Genomic DNA, 19,237 nt, shown 5'->3' with positions numbered 1-19,237 from the left:
GGCTTTTCGCTTCTTTCCCGTTCTTCTGGCCCGGCGTTTTTGCCCCGGTTCTATGGAAACGGGCCCGAAACCGAATCTTGGAGGGGGTGCTCTGAACAAATCCGTTTTACAGCCGTTTTCACAAAACCTGGCCTAAAACACTTCAGAGCCTGCACTGCCGCGGCTAGTTTTCCTCTGCGAAATTAGCCCTATGAAAACTTTATTCAAATTAAATTACGCGTTGCGAAATGCTAAAGCGACATAGCCTGTGGCTACTGACCGTAGTGATGGGCGCCTGGATGGCTTTATCGGGGTTCGGCCCTAGTGGCCGGGGCAACATTTCTGAACAGGAGCAACACTGGGTAGACAGTGTCTATCAAACGCTTACCCCTGACCAACGCCTGGGTCAGCTCTTCATGGTGGCCGCGTACTCCAACAAATCGCAGAGCCACATCCGGGAAATCGAAAACCTGATCACCCAGTACGGCATTGGCGGCGTCATGTTCATGCAGGGCGGCCCCGTGCGCCAAGCCAAGCTCACCAACCGCTACCAAAGCATCGCCAAAGTTCCCCTGCTGGTGGCCATTGACGCCGAGTGGGGCCTGGACATGCGCCTGGACAGCAGCATGCACTTCGCCAAACAGATGACGCTGGGGGCGCTGCCCGATGACCGATACGTGTATTTGATGGGCCGCGAGATCGCCCTGAAACTCAAGCGACTGGGCATCCACGTAAACTTCTCGCCGGTGGTGGATGTGAATAGCAACCCCAAGAACCCCGTGATCGGGAACCGTTCCTTTGGGGAGAGCAAAGAGAAAGTGACCGCCCGCAGCATCGCCTACATCAAAGGCCTGCAGGATCACGGCATTATTGCGGTAGCCAAGCATTTCCCCGGCCACGGCGACACTGACGCTGATTCTCACTTCTCTTTACCCGTCCTCACCCATGACATGGCCCGCCTCACCGAGGTGGAACTGTACCCCTTCAAGCGCTCTTTTGACGCCGGCGTGATGGGCGTGATGGTGGCCCACCTGCACGTGCCCAAATTAGATTCCATTGCCAACCGCGCTGCTACTTTATCGCCTTATCTGGTAAATGACCTGTTAAAAGGCAAAATGCAGTACGAAGGCCTGGTTTTCACCGATGCCTTGAACATGAAGGGCGTGACCCGCTACCACAAACCCGGCGAGGTAGATGCCCTGGCGCTGAAAGCGGGCAATGACGTGCTTTTGTTTTCAGAGGATGTGCCCAAAGCCTTCGCCAGCATCCGCCAGGCCATCGCGGACAGCACCATCTCTGAGCAGGAAATTGAACTCCGTGTGAGAAAGATGCTGCACGCCAAATATTGGGCGGGCCTGAACCAATACGCACCCGTCAACCTGGAGAATTTGTCGCATGACTTGAGCCGACCCGTTAGCCAGGTACTGCAGCAGCAACTCTACGAGCAAGCCGTGACCGTGGTCACGAACAAAAACAACCTGCTGCCCTTCAGGATGCTGGACACCACCGAGTTCGCCTCGGTTTCCGTGGGTGCCGGGCTGAACAACGTGCTTTCCCAGACCTTGGACAAATACGCCCCGTTCAGGAAATTTGCCGTCACCAGTCGCGTGGCCCCGGACAGCGTGTACAACCGAATTCAGCGGGAACTGGCCGGCACCGATGTGGTGGTGGTCTCTTTGCACAACCTCAACAACAACCCCGGCAACAACTACAACCTGCCGGGCAACGCCCTCGGGTTTATCCGGCAACTGCAGCGCGATTCCACCAAGAAAGTAGTGGTGGTGGTGATGGGCAACGCCTACAGCCTCAAGAATTTTGAAGACATTGACTGGCTCGTCTGCGGCTACGAAGACAACGACGTGACCCGCAAAGTGCTGCCGCAGGTCTTGTTTGGGGCGCTTCCGGCCAACGGACGCTTGCCGGTCACGGCCTCGCCCAAGTTTAAAGCGGGTACCGGTATCTCCACTCCTTCGCTGAGCCGCCTGAAATACTCGGTACCCGAGAGCGTGGGCATGAACTCCAGCATCCTGAAGCAGATTGACAACATCGCCTTGGAAGCCATTGCCTACGCGGCCACCCCGGGTTGCCAGGTGCTGGTGGTGAAAGACGGCACGGTGGTAATGGAAAAAGCCTACGGGTTCTATACCTATGACCGCACCCAACCGGTCACGGAGAAAACCATCTATGACCTGGCCTCCATTACCAAAGTTGCCGCCACCTTGCAGGCCGTCATGTTCCTGAAAGACCAGGGCCGCCTGAAGTTGGAGGAGAAACTGGTTACCTACCTGCCAGACCTGAAAGGCTCCAATAAGGCCAGCCTCACGGTAAGAGACGTGCTGCTGCACCAGGCCGGGCTTGCCGCTTACATCCCGTTTTGGACAAAAACCCTCAAAAACGGCCAGCTGAATCCCATTTACTACGACAGCCTGCCTTCTGAGGACTTCCCCAACCTGGTGGTGCCCGGCGTGTACAGCAACAAACGCCTGGAAGACTCGGTGTGGAAATCCATTGTGACCTCTGATCTGGTGGGCAAGCGCAGCCCCAACGGCAAGTTTGAGTACCGCTACTCTGACCTAGGCCTGCACATCATGAAACGCATTGCCGAGCGGCTCCTGAACCAGCCCCTCCCTGACTTTCTGGCCCAGAACTTCTACGCGCCACTGGGTGCCAGCACCCTCACGTATAATCCGCTGGACAAATTCCTGAAAGAGCAGATTGCTCCTACCGCCCCCAGCTCTGATTTCAAGGCGGGGGTGCCCGTGCAAGGCACCGTCCATGACGGCAACTCGGCCATTCTGGGCGGTAAGGCGGGGCACGCGGGACTCTTCTCCACGGCCAATGACCTGGCCATTCTCATGCAGATGGACCTGCAGAACGGCAAGTACGGCGGCCAGCAATATTTCAAGACCCCGGTGGTGACCGAGTTTTCCCAAAAAGGCAGTCAAAACAGCCGCCGGGGCATTGGCTGGGACAAACCAGACCCCGAGGGGAACGGTCCCACCTCAGACCTGGCGCCCATGAGCACCTTCGGGCACACCGGTTTCACCGGCACCGGCGCCTGGATTGACCCCGAGAACAACATTATCTATATTTTCCTCTCTAACCGGGTGTATCCTGATCACGAGAACGATAAACTACTCAAATACAACATCCGCACCCGGATTCACGACGTAGTATATCAATCGTTAGAGCCGAAACCGTAACTTCGCGGCAAACACATACGCGCATGAAGATTGGAATTGTATGCTATCCTACCTTTGGTGGTAGCGGAGTGGTGGCCACTGAGTTGGGCAAAGCCTTGGCGCAAAAAGGACATAAGGTGCATTTTATCACCTACAGCCAGCCGGCCCGGTTGGACCATTTCAACGAGAACCTGTTTTACCACGAGGTCAATATCCCTAATTACCCGCTGTTCCAGTATCCGCCGTATGAGTTGGCTCTGGCCAGCAAGATGGTAGACATTGTGCAGTTTGAGCACCTGGATGTGCTGCACGTGCATTACGCCATCCCGCACGCCTCGGCCGCGTTCATGGCCAAGCAGATCCTGCTCACCAAGGGCATCCAGATCCCAGTCATCACCACGCTGCACGGCACTGATATCACGCTGGTGGGCAAAGACGCTTCCTATGAGCCGGTGGTCACCTTCAGCATCAACCAGTCAGACGCGGTGACCTCCGTTTCTGAAGACCTGAAGCGGGAAACCTACGAGTACTTCCCCATTGAGAAGGACATTGTGGTGATCCCCAACTTCATCAACCTGGAGCGTTTCCAGAAGCAGCGGAAAGATCACTTCAAGTCAGCCATTGCGCCGTTCGGCGAGAAACTGCTGGTGCACACCTCCAACTTCAGGGCGGTGAAACGCATTGCCGATGTCATCAAGATCTTCTCCAAAGTGCGGGAGAAAATGCCCAGCAAGCTGCTGCTGGTGGGCGATGGCCCCGAACGACCCAAAATGGAGAACCTCTGCCGGAAACTGGGCATCTGCTCAGACGTGCGGTTCCTGGGAAAACTGGAAGCCGTAGAGGAACTGTTATCCATCGCCGATGTCTTCCTGATGCCCTCTGAGAAAGAGAGTTTTGGGTTGGCGGCGCTGGAGGCCATGGCCTGCGAGGTGCCGGTGATTTCTTCCAACGCCGGCGGTTTACCCGAGCTGAACGTGCACGGCGTGACCGGTTTCGTGAGCAACGTGGGCGATGTGAAAGACATGGTCAAAAACACGCTCTTTCTCCTGCAGGACGATCAGTTGCCCACCTTCAAAGCCAACGCCCTGGCCCGCGCCAAGGAATTTGAGATCAGCAAGATCGTGCCTATGTACGAGGAAGTCTACCAGCAAGCCGCCGAGGCAGTACGCACGCACGTGTAAAGCACCTTTCCCTTTTTTAATAAGATATTCAACAAGCTGTTTTGGGGCTGTTTTAGGTAAAACAGCCCCGAAACAGCGGTTCCACCCCGGCCTTAAACGCAAGACGCCATGAGCACCGAAAAACCCCACCACTCGTCAGAAAACCCCTGGAAAACCTTAGAGTCGAAGCCCATTTACAGCAATCCCTGGATCAGCGTGCGCGAGGAGCAGGTGATCAACCCGGGCGGCGGACGGGGCATCTACGGTGTGGTTTCCATGAAAAACAAAGCCATCGGGATCATTCCCATTGACGAAGAGGGCAATACCTGGCTCGTGGGGCAGTACCGCTACACCGTGAACGAGTACTCCTGGGAAATTCCCATGGGCGGCGGCCCCATTGGCATTGATCCGCTGGAATCCGCGAAGCGGGAGTTGAAGGAAGAGACCGGCTTCACCGCCGCCGAGTGGACGAACATCGGCCGCATCCATACCTCCAACTCCGTAACCGACGAGGAAGGCTTCATCTTTCTGGCCGAGGACCTGACCGCCGGCGAGACCGAGTTTGAGGAAACCGAGGACCTGAAAATCTGGAAGTTACCCTTACACGAGGCCGTGCGCATGGCCATGGACAGCGAGATCACCGACGCCATCAGCATTGCCGGTTTGCTCAAGGCCGAGAAGATCCTCCTGACGCGTCGGCCCAAATAAAAGGGGGCAATTGGCACTAAGTGCCGGCGGGGCGCGTTTGCCGTTTTGAAGCCGTTTTCCTGGAAACAGGGCCTAAACGGCTTTACCGGGGGCACGTGTGGTGCTTTTCTTATTAATTCGTAATTTTGGCAAAGATGAACAGGTTAAAAGGAATCGGCAAGAAGGCGTATTCGGTGTGGTGTACCGCGTGGTTTGTATTACCGTTTCTCACCTCCTACCCGTTGTTCCGGGTGTTGATCGCCAAACCCAACCGCCTGAAGCACGCCCACCAGCTTAACCGCCTGTGGTCTAAATTCCAGCTGCGCATGTACCTCATGCCGGTGAAGGTCAGAGGCGTGGAGCAACTGGACCCTACCCAGAAATACGTGTTCGCGCCCAACCACAGCTCGTACATTGATATTCCCATGATTCTGGCGGCCGTTCCGGGTTTCCTGAACTTCGTGGGCAAGAAATCCCTGACGAAAGTGCCGCTGTGGGGCAAGATTTATAACGCGCTCTACATCTCCGTGGACCGCGACAGCCCCATCAGCAGCGCCAAAGCCTACATCGCCAGTAAGCAGAGCCTGGAGGCGGGCCGCAGCATCGTGATTTTCCCCGAGGGCAAGATCTCGCCGGAGTCCGGAAGTAAACTGTTGCCCTTCAAGGATGGTCCTTTTAAGCTGGCCATTGAGAAGCAGGTGCCCCTTGTGCCCATCACCATGCCGTACAACCACCTGTTCCTGCCCGATGTGAAGGGCAAGCTCATCATCCGGTACCATCCGCTGGAGATGATCATCCATCCGCCAATTTCCACCGAAGGCATGACCCTACAGGACCTGGAGTTCCTGAAAAACCAAACCTTCACCCTTATCCAACAGACCTTAGATCAGAAAAACCATGAGCACCAACATAGAAACCTTACGCCAGCTGGCGCATTTAGCCCGGCTTGAGTTTGACGAGAGCAAAGAGCAGGAAATGCTCACTGACCTGAACAACATCCTGAACTGGGTAGACCAACTGCGCCAGCTGGACACCCAGAACGTGGAGCCGCTGATCCATATCTCCGAGGAGTTGAACGTGATGCGCGAGGATATCGCCCAGAACACCGTGCGGCACGAAGACGCCCTGAAACTGGCTCCGCGCAAAGACTCAGATTATTTCCGGGTTCCTAAAGTACTGGAGTAAGCCTGGATGAAGGTTTTTTCGTTCTGGCCCCAGGTGGAGCCTGGCCGCCGCTTTCTGTATTTCCTTCTGGTTCTATTAGCGCTGATTGCCGTCATCTTTGGGGTGTACGGCTTTTTGCATGGACAGCAAACCGTGTTTCCGCTGGAGAAACAGGCCGAGTTGTTCCCCGCAGAGGCGCACTTGGACCCGGCTACTCCCCTGCTCACGCCGCTGCGCGTGGAGGTGAACGCCTACCTGGTCACTGAGCGGTACGCCATTGGTGACATGCAATTGCCGCTCTGGGCCACCTGGACGTATTTTGTGGGATTGGCCGTGGCGCTCACTTTTTTCTGGACGCTGGCCAGCACCCTGAAACGCATTCCGTACTACGCGGCGGTGTTGCTGGGCATGCTCTGGCTCTCCACCTTCAACCTGGATTTACTGGGCATTTTCTCAGAAACAAGCCGAATCCTGCTGCTCATTACGCTGGGCACGCTGGGGGCCGGCAGTTTCATGTTTCAGGCGTTCTGGACCCGGGTTTCCTTTCTGGGCCGCTTCCTGTTCTTCAGTTTCCTGATTCTGGCGCTGAGCCTGGCCCTGTTCCATTTCTCGCCCTTACCCGCTCCGCTCACCGCCTTGCACGTGGTGAACTACAGTACCCTTGCCAGTTTTGTCGCCGCCGTCCTGTTCATGGTGTTGGTGGCCTACGAGAACCTGCACGGATTGCTTTGGTTTAACACACAGGCGCAACAGCCACAACGCCGTTTTGGGCTGATCCAGTTCGTCCTGATCAGTGTGCTGTATCTGGGCAATTTGTTGCTGCTGTATCTGCGCCAGACTGGCATGATTCAGTTCGAGTTCACGGGTTTGGATGCCCTACTTGTGTTCCTGATCTCCGCGTTGGTTGGGTTGTGGGGCCTGAAACAGCGGCAAGGGCAATACACCCGTTTCTTCCGGTTTGAGACCGAGGCCGCTCCGCTGTACCTGGTCTTGGCTCTGCTCACGTTTCTGAACCTGGGCTATGCGCTTATGATGGCCAATGACCCGCTGGTGCAGGCGTACCGAAGTGCCATTATCCTGACGCACCTGGCGTACGGCATCGCGTTCTTCATTTACGTGTTGGTGAATTTCGGGCCGTTGATTAAGCAGAAGTTACGGGTGTACAAAGTGGTGTATGACCCGCGGCAGTTGCCTTACTTTACGGTGTACCTCATGGGCACGGTGTTGCTGCTGGTGATGCTCATCCGGAGCCAGTACGCCCTGTATTTCCAGCACCAAGCCGGTTACTACAACTATCTGGGGGACCTGTACCGCCAAACCGAAGAGCAACCGCTGCTGGCCGAGCAGTTCTACAACGAAGCCAGCATTCAGTCCCGGAACAACCTGCGTTCCAGCTTCTCCCTCGCGGATATGTACCACCAGGGCGGCAGCCGTACCCTGGAGATGCACCGCCTGCGCGAAGCCTTGGAAAGAAGACCCTCGCCGGAAGGCTACCTGCGGCTGGCCAACCTTTTCACTTCTTCCTCAGACCTGTTCGACCACCTGAAAGTGATGCAGGAAGCCGTGAAAACCTTCCCCACTCACGCACCGCTCCTCAACAACCTGGGCCTGCTGTACGGCACCACCGCGTTCACTGATTCGGCAGGGTTTTACCTGGATGCGGCCCTGGCCCAAAGCGAAGAACCCGAAGTCATTCAGGCAAACCAATTAGCGTTTCTGGCGAGCCACAGATTTCCGCAGCAAGCCAAAGACTTTGCCCAGCAATACGCGGGCGGCACGTACGGCCCTCTGCTGACCAACCGACTGGCGATCTCTTTGGCGCTGGGCGGCCCTACACAGCAGAACTTACCGGCCCTGCCGCCGGACAGCGCCCTGAGTACCCAGACCTTCGCCCACTTTTACAACCGGCAGCTTATCCCGGGGAACGCCAAAGACAGCACCGGCACCTTCTCCCGATTGAACACGCTGCTCCGGCAGGAGGAAAACCAACCATTCCTGGATGACCTGACGTTGATCAAAGCCTTACTGCTCCGGCAGGGCAATGCCTCCGCCCCTCAGCCCGGGCAGGCGAAAACCGTCCTGGAGGGGTTGGCAGCCAACAGCGGAGGAGCCGCCGGCTACTACTATGACATTTTGGGCCAGTGGATGCTGCAAGGCAGACTGTACCCGCTGGCAGCCGATTATTTCCAGAAGGCCCGGCAAGCGGGCTACCGTGATGCGCACCTGCATGTCGTGGTCGCCTCGGCGTTAGCGAGGAATTACGGACAAGCCACGCAGATTGCCCTGGGCACTGCTGACTTCCCGGACCCGGCCCAACGAAAAGCGGCCACGCAACTGGCCATCGTGGCGCAGATGTCGCCGGAGCAAGCCGTCACCGCTCCAGATTCCATGAAAGTACAGTTCCTGCAGATGAAGGCGGCCGCGTTGCCCCTGGAGCAGGTGGAGAAAATTGCGAACGGCATCACCACCCCGGCGTTGGCTCCGGCCGCCGCTTTGCCGTTGGTGAACCGCTACCTGCAGGACAACAACCTGAACACGGCCCAGAACTTGTTGAGCATCCATTTTCCGGCCAGTTTTCCAAAAGGAGCCCTAAAATCAGACGCCAATGCGTTACAGGCCCAGATATGGTGGAAAAAAGGCGAGGTACAGGAGCTGGCCGCCCAGCTGCCCAAGATGCATTTCACCCCAGCCCAGGCAGACGTTCAGCTTTACTACCAGGCGTTACTGGCGCAGCGTAATAAAAACCCCAAAGCCGCGACTAATCTTTTCAACCAGCTGTTACAGCGGGCACCCTGGTCTGAAGCAGGCCAACTGACCGCCGCCGATTTCTTTGTGGCGCAGAAGCAACCCATGCGGGCGTATGACCTGCTGCTGGAGGGTATCGGGTACAATCCGGCCTCGGTGGCGCTGCGCAAAGCCTACGTAAAAGTGGCCCTGAATCAGGGGCTGCGGGAGTATGCCCTACAAGGATTGGAGCAGCTGGAACCTTTGGTAAGTCCTCAGGAATACCTTACTTTTAGAAAAGAAATAGAGCCCCAATTGCAGGCCAGCGAGGCGCTTCTGCAGGAATGGCAATAACCCAAGCCCTATGAGCACCATCATCAAAACCGAGAATATTTCCAGGATGTACCAGATGGGCACCGAGACCATCCACGCCCTGCGGTCTATTTCCATTGAGATAAAAAAAGGCGAGTATGTGGCGTTCATGGGGCCGTCGGGCTCCGGCAAATCCACGCTCATGAACATTGTGGGCTGTCTGGACACGCCTACCTCAGGCACCTACATCCTGAACGGCAACGATGTCAGCAACATGGTGGACAACGAGCTGGCCACCGTGCGCAACAAAGAGATCGGCTTCGTGTTCCAGACGTTCAACCTGCTGCCCCGCTCCTCTTCGCTGGACAACGTGGCGCTTCCGCTGATTTATGCCGGTTTTGGTAAAAGTGAGCGCGAAGAGCGGGCCATGGCCGCCCTCAACAGCGTGGGTTTGGGTTCCAGGGCGCAACATAAACCCAACGAGCTCTCGGGCGGGCAGCGCCAACGTGTGGCCATTGCCCGGGCCCTGGTGAATGACCCCAGTATTATCCTCGCCGATGAGCCCACCGGTAACCTGGACACCAAGACTTCTTACGAGATCATGGGGCTGTTTGAGGCGCTCCACGCCAAAGGCAACACCATCATCATGGTGACCCACGAAGACGACATCGCCCATTACGCCCACCGCATTGTGCGCCTGCGCGACGGCCTGATTGAGTCTGATGAACTAAACCAGAACATCACGGTACCTGCCCTGCAGGCCGCCGCTTTGAACACCTCTGAATGAAAATCTACACCAAAACCGGTGACAAAGGCGAGACGTCCCTCATTGGCGGGACCCGCGTTAAAAAATCACACCTGCGCATTGAGGCCTACGGCACCGTAGACGAGCTGAACTCCTTTCTAGGCGTGGTGCGCGACCAGGAAGTAAACCAGAAACGGCAGCAGCTCTTCTCTGAGATCCAGGACCGGTTATTCACCATCGGCTCCACCCTGGCCACTGATCCGGTGAAGGAAGGCAAAGTCCAGACCCCCGACCTGCACCAAAGTGACATCCAGTTGCTGGAAGACCAGATGGACCTGCTGGACGCAGAGTTGCCGCCCCTCCGCAACTTCATCTTGCCCGGCGGGCACCCGGCGGTTTCGTTCTGCCACGTGGCCCGCACCGTCTGCCGCCGCGCCGAGCGACTGGTCATTGCCCTGCAGGAAGAATCACATGTAGATGCGCTGGTGGTGCAGTACCTTAACCGCCTCTCAGACTTCCTCTTTGTGCTGAGCCGCGCCATCGGTTTTGAATTAGGTGTAAAAGAGATAACTTGGAAGCCTCGTATGTGAGGCTTTTTTTTATTCAGAATCGCCAGATTTGCGTATAATCATTACCTAAATTACCTACTCATGCAAACAGAATCCATGTCTATTCATACCACAGTCACCACGGCCAGCCAATTGGCGGGCCTAGACCTTGAGAACCTGCAGTTTGGCAAAATCTTCGCCGATCACATGCTGGAGGTGGACTTCAAGGACGGTGCCTGGCAACAACCCCGCATTTTGCCCTATGGTCCCATTGAACTGAGCCCCGCCACGGCGGCGCTGCACTACGGCCAGGCCATGTTTGAAGGCATGAAAGCCTATAAAACCCAGGAAGGCAAAGTGGTGCTGTTCCGGCCGCAGGACAACTGGGCTAGGATGAACAAATCGGCGGTTCGGTTGTGCATGCCTGAGATCCCCGAAGACATTTTCATGGAGGGTTTAAAGCAGTTGGTAGCCTTAGATGCCGACTGGGTACCGCAGCGCCCCGGATATTCCTTGTACATCCGTCCGTTTATGTTCGGGTCAGAAGGACTGCTGGGCGTTCGTCCGGCCACCGAATATAAGTTCATCATTTTCTGCAGCCCTGCCAGCGGCTATTACGCGGAGCCCGTGCGCGTGAAAATTGAGGAGCAATACACCCGCGCCGTGGAAGGCGGCTTTGGTTTTGCGAAAGCGGCAGGGAACTACGGTGGCTCGTTGCTGCCCGCCAAGGAAGCCCACGACCAAGGTTTCCACCAGATCATCTGGACCGATGGCCGTGAGCACAATTACATTGAGGAATCCGGCACCATGAACGTGATGTTTGTGATTGACGGCAAGCTGGTGACCCCGGCGCTGAGCACCTCCATCCTGGCCGGTATCACCCGCGACAGCGTGCTGCAACTGGCCCGCGACTGGGGTGTTCCGGTAGAGGAAAGACGCATCAAAGTGCAGGAGATCGCCGATGCTTACCATGCCGGGAAACTGGAAGATGCTTTCGGGACGGGTACCGCCGCCACCATCGCCCACATCCAATCCATCACCTTCCGGGGCGAGGAGATGATGTTGCCTCCGGTAGGCGAGCGCACGCTCTCCAACAAGATTTCTACTGAGTTGGATAACATCCGCTACGGCCTGGCCCCAGATCCGCATGGATGGGTAGTGCCGGTGCAGTAGTCTTATATTGATTTTCTTTGAATCCGTTTTGGGGTTGTTTTTGGAAAACGACCCCAAAACGGATTTTTCTTTTTTTTGCTGTTTTGGATATACTGGCCACTGGCGAAGGGCCACTGTTGGGGTTGCTGCACGCAGTACGCTTCCGCTGGCGGATGACCGGTGTTGGCGTGGGTGCATGCATTCCGTTTGTGCTGGCGAAGGACCGCAATTTTCATAGGCGCATGAACTGTTTTGTTGCATAGTTTTCCTCCGTGCGCTCACGGCCGCGAGGCCCCGCCTTCCGGCCTCGCGCTGTACCAGCTTCCTTTGCTCCCTATGGTCGCAATGCCTGCGGCACCGGAACCTGCTTAGGCGCTCAACCGAAAGGCTGGAATTGGCAATGCGTTAGTAGGAGCGCCTCAGACCTCACAGGTTTTGAAAACCTGTGAGGTCTTCTCTGTAGAGACGCAATACCTTGCGTCTTTTTTCCCTTGCGTCTTTCTTTCCACACATTCCAATATTCCCAGATTGTAGAGACAAGGCATGCTTTGTCTCCCACGTCTCATCCCCAACCAACAGAACTTCCCTGAAAAGGCGCTACCAAAGATGCCTCTACATGACTTAACCTCTCCCCTTCAACTATCTCCCGCCGTTGTTGGTGTTCTCACCAACAACCCAAACTGCGCACGTCCTCCACAAAAATGGATATCCTGGAAGCCATCGCCTCCGCTACAACCTTTTCGGCCAACTTTCCTTATAACTAGTATCTTTGTAAAAACGGCTAATTACTATTAGCTCAGTGACCACATCCTGATATGACCCAAGAACAAATCAAAGAATTGAAAGGCCGGGTAGAGGCGTTGAGGAGGTATCTTTGACTACGATGCCAAGAAAGAACAAGTAACGGCAATTGAGGCCCAATCGGCGGCCCCGGATTTCTGGGACGATCCCAAGAAAGCCGAAACGGTCCTGAAAGAAGCCAAGAGCCTCAAAACCTGGACCGATGATTTCGAGAACACCTCCAAGGCGGTAGATGACGTGGAAGTCCTTTTCGATTTCTACAAGGAAGGTGACGTGTCGGAGGAAGACATCGCCGCCGAGTTCAAAGCCGCCGAAACCACCGTAGAAGGTCTGGAGTTCAAGCGGATGCTCAGCAACGAGGAAGACCAGCTGGGCGCGGTGCTGGAGGTGAACTCCGGCGCGGGCGGCACTGAGAGCCAGGACTGGGCCGAGATGCTCTACCGCATGTACCTCATGTGGGGCGAGCGCAAAGGCTACTCCGTGAAACAAGTCGATTTCCAGCCGGGCGAGGGTGCGGGTATCAAATCAGCGACGCTGCAGTTTGACGGCGATTTTGCCTACGGCTACCTGAAAGCCGAGATTGGCGTGCACCGTCTGGTGCGCATCTCTCCGTTTGACTCTGGCGGACGGCGCCACACGTCTTTTGCCTCGGTGTTTGTGTACCCCGTGGTAGATGATACCATTGAGATCACCGTCAACCCCGGCGATATTGAGTGGGATACCTACCGGGCCGGCGGCGCGGGTGGCCAGAACGTGAACAAGGTGGAAACAGCCGTGCGGCTGAAACACAAACCAACGGGCATCACCATTGCGGTGCAGATTGAGCGCTCGCAGCTTATGAACAAGGAGCACGCCATCCGGATGCTGAAATCGCAGCTCTACCAGATTGAAATCAACAAGCGCAACGAGGAGCGCGACAAGGTGGAGAGCACCAAAAAGCGCATCGATTTCGGGTCGCAGATCCGGAACTACGTGCTGCACCCGTACAAGCTGATCAAGGACATCAGAACCGGGGTAGAGCGCACCGATGTGCAGAACGTGCTGGACGGCGACCTGGACGAGTACATCAAAGCCTTCCTGATGCAGGCCTAGTTTGCTCACACACAGATCACCGTTTATAAACGAGGAAGCCTTCCTGCATTGAGTTGCGGGAAAGCTTCCTCGTTTTAAGGCTGTTTTCCGGAAAATTGCCCTGAAACGGAACAGACTACGGTACGCCATTTCTCTTACTGGCCAGTGCTGTCTGGAGCGCTGGGAACGGGCAGCACTTTGTAGCGCTTCTTCAGCAGATGGTACTGGGTGGCAGTTTCATCGGCTTTGGCCGAAGGCATGGCTTCCCGCTTCTTTTGGATCTTGGCCATGGGCATGTTGCTGTAAATGGGCGTCACCTGTGAGGGAGAATCCGGGAGGGTTTCTGCTCCTGGGGCTACATCGGTTTGCTTCTGGTGGGGTAGGCCGAATCGGCGTGGTGTCGCCTCTATCTTCAATTTGTCTGAAAGGGAAGGCAGCAGTTCAGGAGTCTTCAAAGTTCCGGAACTATCTATAGGAGCCTGCGCGAAAGCGGCTCCGGCCCAGAACATCAGCGCGAACAGAACAAACAAGTGCTTTTCCATGGAGTTTACGTTTAGAGGCTCCTTTTTAAAAACGTGCGAAAAACGAACAGGTACTTCAAACGCGTGACGACATCTGCCTACTCGGCAAGGCGAACATTATCTGCATTATACGTTTTTAAATGAAACTAGTAAGATGTTTCGCCTACGGTGAGCCCCACTAGTATCAGCGCAAAGAAAATTGCCCCTAGCACCACCACAATGATCTCGCCTCCGGTGAAGGCAGAAGTGGTTTTTCCGGTTGGGTTCGCTTTCCGGAAGAAGTAGTTACGGGCCTGCAGCACAGGAATCAGGGGCAGAAAGGAAAACAGGGAGAGCAGCCACAGCGGGTCTGGCAGGCGTGACAACAACGTAATCAACACATAAACGGAGAACAATACCGCCGGCGAGTAGCTCTTTGGGTACCCCACTGATTGGGCCCGTTCCAAGACGTTTTTATACAAAGAAGGCCCAAAGAAAATCACGAAGATGGCCCGCCAGATGGGCATAATCTCTTCCCGCTCCTCCATTTCCTTGATGAAATACCAGTTCTTGTAATTCCAGTAAATCAGGTACAGGTTGAAGGAGAGAAAGCAGAGTAACCCGAATTTCCAGGCCGGCAGCACCTGGTGGTATTCTTCAATGATCTCCTGCTGTTCTTCAGTAAAGCCAAGGGAGCTCTCGGGGTAAAAATGGTCATCGTTGGCTAGTACATCTAGTTCCATGGAAAAGGGAAAGTGGTTTCTGTAAGCTGAAAAGAAGACGACCTAAAACGCCCCGCCAGTTGGCCAGAGCGTCAGGTTCTGTCTGGCACCATGGTTTTCCCGGAACAACTGTTGTGTGAATTTCACCAACGCATCTGGGTCTGAGGACCGTCTCCGGCCTGCCAAGGAACTCCTCTTCTAAAGTAGGATTATTTTTCCTCTAAGCCAAAGCAGCAACCTAAGGTTTTCCTCAATCCTTTCCTGTTCTGCGTTGAACCCATCCCTTTCTGGCCATGTTCAGGAACTGACCCTCCTTTATCTCAAAAGGAGCAGGCTTTCACTGCTTTAGAAATGAATCTTTTCTCTTTCCTTCCTCCATTAACCTGGGGAAGAACTATACTGCGGCTGCGTAAGCGGCTCCCTCTGCTGGTTATGACTATTCCCCTCTCGCTGGTGATGAGCGGGGCGGGGCAACCGGTTAGCCAACAGGAGCCGCTGGTGCTCAAATCGGAGCAGTTGCCCTTCCAGACAAAGGAATTTTATATCGCCGATGTGATTGATGAGCGGCAGAACCCCAAAGCCATTGGGCTGCTGGTGACATCGGTAACGCCGGCCGCCGTCACCAAGACGGTGGACCTGCAGGGCGGCAGCGTCACGGCCATCAAAAAGTACATCAAAGAAAGCTTCTCGCATAATCCGGCGGCCCGGCCCGTCATCATGCGCCTGAAGGAATACCAGGTCACCGAGAAAGCGGCCGCAGGCGGACGGGTGGAAGGCCAGATCCAGATTTCGGCGGCCTTTGAGGTACAGCGCGAGGGCAAGAAACTGCACCTGTTCAATTACAAAAGCGGCGCCCGCTACGCCCGTCCGGTAACCAATGCCACGGCGGTAGAACCCACCCTCCGGAAAACCTTGTCTGAATCCCTACGGTACCTCACCGGCTGGATTGACCAGGAAGCCGCCCACAACGAGAAGCTGGCCCGTAAAATTCAGGTGCATTTTGAAGATTACAAGCAGCACCAGGACGATGATACCCTGTTCTACGACCCCGACCGGCCCTTGAACTGGTCCGATTTCCAGGGTGGTTCCCGAATTTCGCAGAACTACGCGGCGTCCATTTTCCCCGGGCTCTCCAATGACATTGAGTCTACCGTGGAGAATGGCGTCATCCAGGTGCGGGTCTTCACCAAGCCGTACATCCTCCGGAGCCTTTCCAAAGTACTGCCCGATGCCCGCACTGAGTACACCCTCAACCACGAGCAGCGCCACTTCGATATCCTGAAACTGGTGTCAGAGCACTACAAACAGCGCCTTCGGCCCGAGAAACTGACCTTGGAAGATTACGAAAGCATCATCAAATACCAGTACCTGGAGGCGCTCTGGGAAATGGACCGCCTGCAGAAACAATACGACGGCGAAACCAACCACGGCCTCAACCGGATGGCCCAGGAAAAGTGGAACCAGAAAATTGACCAGGAACTGCGGGCCTTGAACGTGAAACGATGAACCGGCTTTGTCATCTCAGCCCTCTGAAATCGATCTGCTACCTTCTGGCGCACGCCTCGGCTTGTGCCGTTTTATAACCGGTTCTTGGTTCCTGTTTTAAGGCCGATTTTGCAAAAACGAGCCCAAAACACCAGTATAAACGGAAGCTTGCGTCAGATAGTGATGAGCTAAAAACAGCTCCTGAAACAAAGATGTGAGTAGAACCGCTTCCGTAAAGCCGACAAGTGATTTCATCGCCCTTGCTGCGTGTTTTCACCAGCAAGCGGAAAGGCGGCTGCGTCTGGCTTGTTGGTGAAAACACCAACAAGGGCAGCTAGGGCCATAAGGCACAGTTGGGTTGCCACTTCTGCTGCGTTGCGAAACAGGCTCACATATGATAGCATAAAGAAGGCGGACACCCTGCAAGAGAGTGTCCGCTTTCTTTATGCCTGTTTTCGGAAAAGAGCCCTAAAACAGCTGATAAGCTAAATAGAGGATTACCCGAAGATCTCTTCCAGCACACCCGCCAGGCGGATGCCGCCTTTCAGAAGCTGCTGGTTCAGGGTGTCTATATAGTCAAAGTTGTAGCGGTAACTCAGTTTCTCCTCGGGTTTGGTGATGCCTTTGTAGAGCTGCTGGGCAATCTGGTACGATTCAAAAAACCACACCGGGGCCAGTTGCTTCTTCCAGGTTTTCACCTGGTCTTTGGAGGCGAAGTTGATGGCGGCGGCGTACTCGGTGTAGCTCAACTGCTGGTACTCTATGAGTTGGGAATCCCAGACGCGGTGCAGGTTGGTGGGCTGGTTGAACCACTCCAGACGCACCCGGTTGCCGCCTAAATCCTCGGGACGGCCCACGTGCATGGGCTGGTGCACATCGCCGATGATGTGGATGAGCAGGCGCAGGTTCATCTGTTTTTTCTCGGGGGCCAGGTCTTTCTTTTTCAGCTCAGCGATCAGGTAGTTCAGGCGGGTGAAGGCATCGGTGGCCGTGTCGGCGTGCAGGTGCTTTTCTACCTGTTCAAAGCTCAGGCCTTCTTTCAGGTTGATGTAATGCCAGGTGTCCAGGTAGTTGAAGCTGGGGTCTGACTTGATGAAATCGGGCCAGTTGCTGGCCATGGCAATGGTCTCGTTGCCCAGCACCTTCTGAATGTTCTTCCTGGTTTTGGCCGAGATATGACGGTCAGCGATTTCGCCTACAATGCGGTGCCCCAGCATTCCCCAAGCCATGGACTGGAGGGGCAGGTACACGAAGAAGCAGATGACAAGCAGTTTTTTTAGAGCGCTCATGCGGGTGTAAGATGGATAGAAGAAGGAAGATGCAAAAGTAGGGCAAAAAAGCCATCTTCCCCACCTTCCCGCCGTTTCTCGCCTGTTTTCCGGAAATCGGCCTTAAAACGCTCCTTAGAAATTCCGGACTGAGCACACCACGCCCGCGGCTAGGCTGGGTTCGCGCATGAGCTGGATGACTTTCTGGGCAACCTCCTCCGGTGAAACCAAGGCTCCCTGCGTTTTGTAGTCCCTGAACTGCTGCACCCCGCTGAACTGGTCCGCATCGGCTTCCCTGATCTGCTCCTGCATCTCGGTGTCAATCAGCCCCGGCGACAGAGAAAATACCCGCACGCCGGTTCCCAGTTGGTCCTGCTCCAGCTGCGCCGTCTGCGAGAGCATGTCCAGCGCGGCTTTGGAGGCGCAGTAGGCCGCCCAACCATCTTTGGCTTTCTGCCCCGCGCCGGAGCTGATGTTCACAATCATTTTTTCGCAGTTCTGGCGGTGCTGGTAGCTTTGCAGGTACATGTTCATGAGCATGGCCGGCACAATCACGTTCACGTCAAATACGAACTCGAAATGCTCGCTCTTGCTCTGCCCCACGTACCCGATTTCGCCGATCACCCCGGCGTTGTTCACCAGCACTATCTTTTGTGCATCGTCTAACGGAGCGAACACTTTGTGCAGGTTATGCTCCACCCCGGCAATGTCTGAAAAATCCAGCGGCTGGTGCCGGTAGCGGGGATGTTGGATGGTGCTGTGGCGGGAAACGCCTACCACGCAGTTCTGCTCGTCTTCTAACAAGGCCTCGGCGAGGGCTTTCCCCAACCCGCGGCTGGCTCCGGTGATGATGTAGTGGTTCATAGTGTTCATTAGGGATTAGGAACGGGAATTCATTAGGTGATACGCAAAACTAAGTGCTAAAAGTTTGTATAGACTTCATCCTCTCTCCAAATCTGGGCACATGGTGTTCGTTTCCTTTCTACTATTCAGGTACTTCTCTTAAAAAGCCTTTTTGTTAGCATCTTAAACCCTTCCCAACGGCAACTTCCATCAGCACATTTGCTTACCTCCTTTTTAAATTTGATTTGATATGAATCTACAGTTGTACAGCCTCCACCTTTAATTAGAGTAGCTTGATATTCAAATTCCCTAATTGCCTCCACTTGCTTGTTTGACAACAACACCGCTTTAAACTTATTATAGGCGATCAAGCTACCCTTCACATTATAAATGGTCAGAGAATCTCTTTCAAAATGACCACATCCTGTAGAAGTATAACAGATGGTGAAGTGTTCCCCTTCTTTTAAACGGTCTATTTTGGCGCGGCAAACCACATCTGTGTAATCTGCCTTATCAACATAGACAACTAACGTATCAATAGCAGCACCTGTGGCCTTAACAACTTGGCTAACAGGCTGATCAAAGATATTTCGATAAGATAAAGTATAGCTGCCTTTCTCAAACTTACCAAGCCATAGATAATATGATGGAAATTCTGAAGCAGCAGTTTTCAAGGTATCTGTGCCCTTAAATATAGTAACCGAAGACAGATACACCATTTCTGATGAATCACGGCTATCTCCTGCGATGACAAAAAGCTCACTTGTGTTCCCTTCTGGATCCATTTTGGAGTTTTCTGTTTGACAAGCTGTAAGTACAAGCATCATGATTGCCACCCATGATAAAGTAGATTTCTTTAGTAGGTACCTATAATCCATATCTGTAGAGGTTTCG

The 19,237-nt window shown here is 54.8% G+C and carries 16 protein-coding genes; 11 read left to right on the top strand and 5 right to left on the bottom strand.

What is annotated here, in order from left to right:
* The first annotated feature begins 227 nt into the window (after positions 1–227).
* From H7U12_RS16690 to prfB, 10 genes are all read left to right on the top strand, one after another.
* Positions 228–3,182, top strand: coding sequence for a glycoside hydrolase family 3 N-terminal domain-containing protein (locus tag H7U12_RS16690; protein ID WP_241749481.1), 2,955 nt, complete (start codon positions 228–230; stop codon positions 3,180–3,182).
* A 23-nt stretch (positions 3,183–3,205) separates the two neighbouring features.
* Positions 3,206–4,342, top strand: coding sequence for an N-acetyl-alpha-D-glucosaminyl L-malate synthase BshA (gene bshA, locus H7U12_RS16685; protein WP_186640101.1), 1,137 nt, complete (start codon positions 3,206–3,208; stop codon positions 4,340–4,342).
* Between the two features lie 108 nt (positions 4,343–4,450).
* Complete coding sequence (locus H7U12_RS16680; RefSeq protein ID WP_186640099.1) at positions 4,451–5,029, top strand: NUDIX domain-containing protein; 579 nt, start codon at positions 4,451–4,453, stop codon at positions 5,027–5,029.
* 134 nt (positions 5,030–5,163) lie between these two features.
* A complete protein-coding gene (locus H7U12_RS16675) occupies positions 5,164–5,958 on the top strand; it encodes a lysophospholipid acyltransferase family protein (protein ID WP_186640097.1) in 795 nt (264 codons plus the stop codon).
* Complete coding sequence (gene gatC / locus H7U12_RS16670) at positions 5,906–6,193, top strand: Asp-tRNA(Asn)/Glu-tRNA(Gln) amidotransferase subunit GatC (protein ID WP_186640095.1); 288 nt, start codon at positions 5,906–5,908, stop codon at positions 6,191–6,193. The genes H7U12_RS16675 and gatC overlap by 53 nt, the downstream gene beginning before the upstream one ends.
* Positions 6,194–6,199: 6 nt before the next feature.
* Positions 6,200–9,250: a tetratricopeptide repeat protein gene (locus H7U12_RS16665; protein ID WP_186640093.1), complete on the top strand. Its 3,051-nt coding sequence runs from the start codon at positions 6,200–6,202 to the stop codon at positions 9,248–9,250.
* A gap of 10 nt (positions 9,251–9,260) precedes the next feature.
* Positions 9,261–9,995 carry an ABC transporter ATP-binding protein gene (locus tag H7U12_RS16660; RefSeq protein ID WP_194362558.1) on the top strand — a complete coding sequence of 245 codons (735 nt, stop codon included), beginning with the start codon at positions 9,261–9,263 and terminating at the stop codon, positions 9,993–9,995.
* The gene (locus H7U12_RS16655) at positions 9,992–10,543 is read left to right on the top strand and encodes a cob(I)yrinic acid a,c-diamide adenosyltransferase (protein ID WP_186640091.1); all 552 of its coding nucleotides are present in this window, start codon (positions 9,992–9,994) and stop codon (positions 10,541–10,543) included. Before H7U12_RS16660 ends, H7U12_RS16655 begins: the two co-directional genes overlap by 4 nt.
* A 75-nt stretch (positions 10,544–10,618) precedes the next feature.
* Positions 10,619–11,674, top strand: a complete 1,056-nt coding sequence (locus H7U12_RS16650; protein WP_241749480.1) for a branched-chain amino acid aminotransferase — start codon at positions 10,619–10,621, stop codon at positions 11,672–11,674.
* Positions 11,675–12,468: 794 nt separating this feature from the next.
* Positions 12,469–13,546 (top strand): peptide chain release factor 2 gene (gene prfB / locus H7U12_RS16645; protein WP_186640087.1). Its coding sequence is split into 2 segments (ribosomal slippage): positions 12,469–12,528 and positions 12,530–13,546, totalling 1,077 coding nucleotides; the frame shifts between segments, so codons are not numbered across the junction.
* A gap of 134 nt (positions 13,547–13,680) precedes the next feature.
* On the opposite strand, the gene H7U12_RS16640 is transcribed toward prfB, so the two are convergent.
* Together H7U12_RS16640 and H7U12_RS16635 are read right to left on the bottom strand one after the other, a co-directional pair.
* A complete protein-coding gene (locus tag H7U12_RS16640) occupies positions 13,681–14,067 on the bottom strand; it encodes a hypothetical protein (protein ID WP_186640085.1) in 387 nt (128 codons plus the stop codon).
* 125 nt (positions 14,068–14,192) lie between these two features.
* The gene (locus H7U12_RS16635) at positions 14,193–14,768 is read right to left on the bottom strand and encodes a hypothetical protein (RefSeq protein WP_186640083.1); all 576 of its coding nucleotides are present in this window, start codon (positions 14,766–14,768) and stop codon (positions 14,193–14,195) included.
* 411 nt (positions 14,769–15,179) lie between these two features.
* On the opposite strand from H7U12_RS16635, the gene H7U12_RS16630 reads away from it, so the two are divergent.
* Positions 15,180–16,253 carry a hypothetical protein gene (locus H7U12_RS16630; RefSeq protein WP_186640081.1) on the top strand — a complete coding sequence of 358 codons (1,074 nt, stop codon included), beginning with the start codon at positions 15,180–15,182 and terminating at the stop codon, positions 16,251–16,253.
* Positions 16,254–16,729: 476 nt separating this feature from the next.
* On the opposite strand, the gene H7U12_RS16625 is transcribed toward H7U12_RS16630, so the two are convergent.
* From H7U12_RS16625 to H7U12_RS16615, 3 genes are all read right to left on the bottom strand, one after another.
* Entirely contained in the window at positions 16,730–17,521 is a 792-nt protein-coding gene (locus tag H7U12_RS16625; protein ID WP_186640079.1) for a S1/P1 nuclease, read from the bottom strand.
* A gap of 114 nt (positions 17,522–17,635) precedes the next feature.
* Positions 17,636–18,364 (bottom strand): SDR family NAD(P)-dependent oxidoreductase, encoded by a 729-nt coding sequence (locus tag H7U12_RS16620; RefSeq protein WP_186640077.1) that lies wholly within the window; start codon positions 18,362–18,364, stop codon positions 17,636–17,638.
* A gap of 125 nt (positions 18,365–18,489) precedes the next feature.
* Entirely contained in the window at positions 18,490–19,221 is a 732-nt protein-coding gene (locus H7U12_RS16615) for a hypothetical protein (protein WP_186640075.1), read from the bottom strand.
* Positions 19,222–19,237 lie beyond the last annotated feature (16 nt).

Source organism: Rufibacter sediminis (genome assembly GCF_014269285.1).
In the GTDB taxonomy this organism is placed as follows: domain Bacteria; phylum Bacteroidota; class Bacteroidia; order Cytophagales; family Hymenobacteraceae; genus Nibribacter; species Nibribacter sediminis.
Note: the sequence above shows the minus strand (reverse complement) of the source record. Positions and strands in the feature narration are given on the sequence as shown.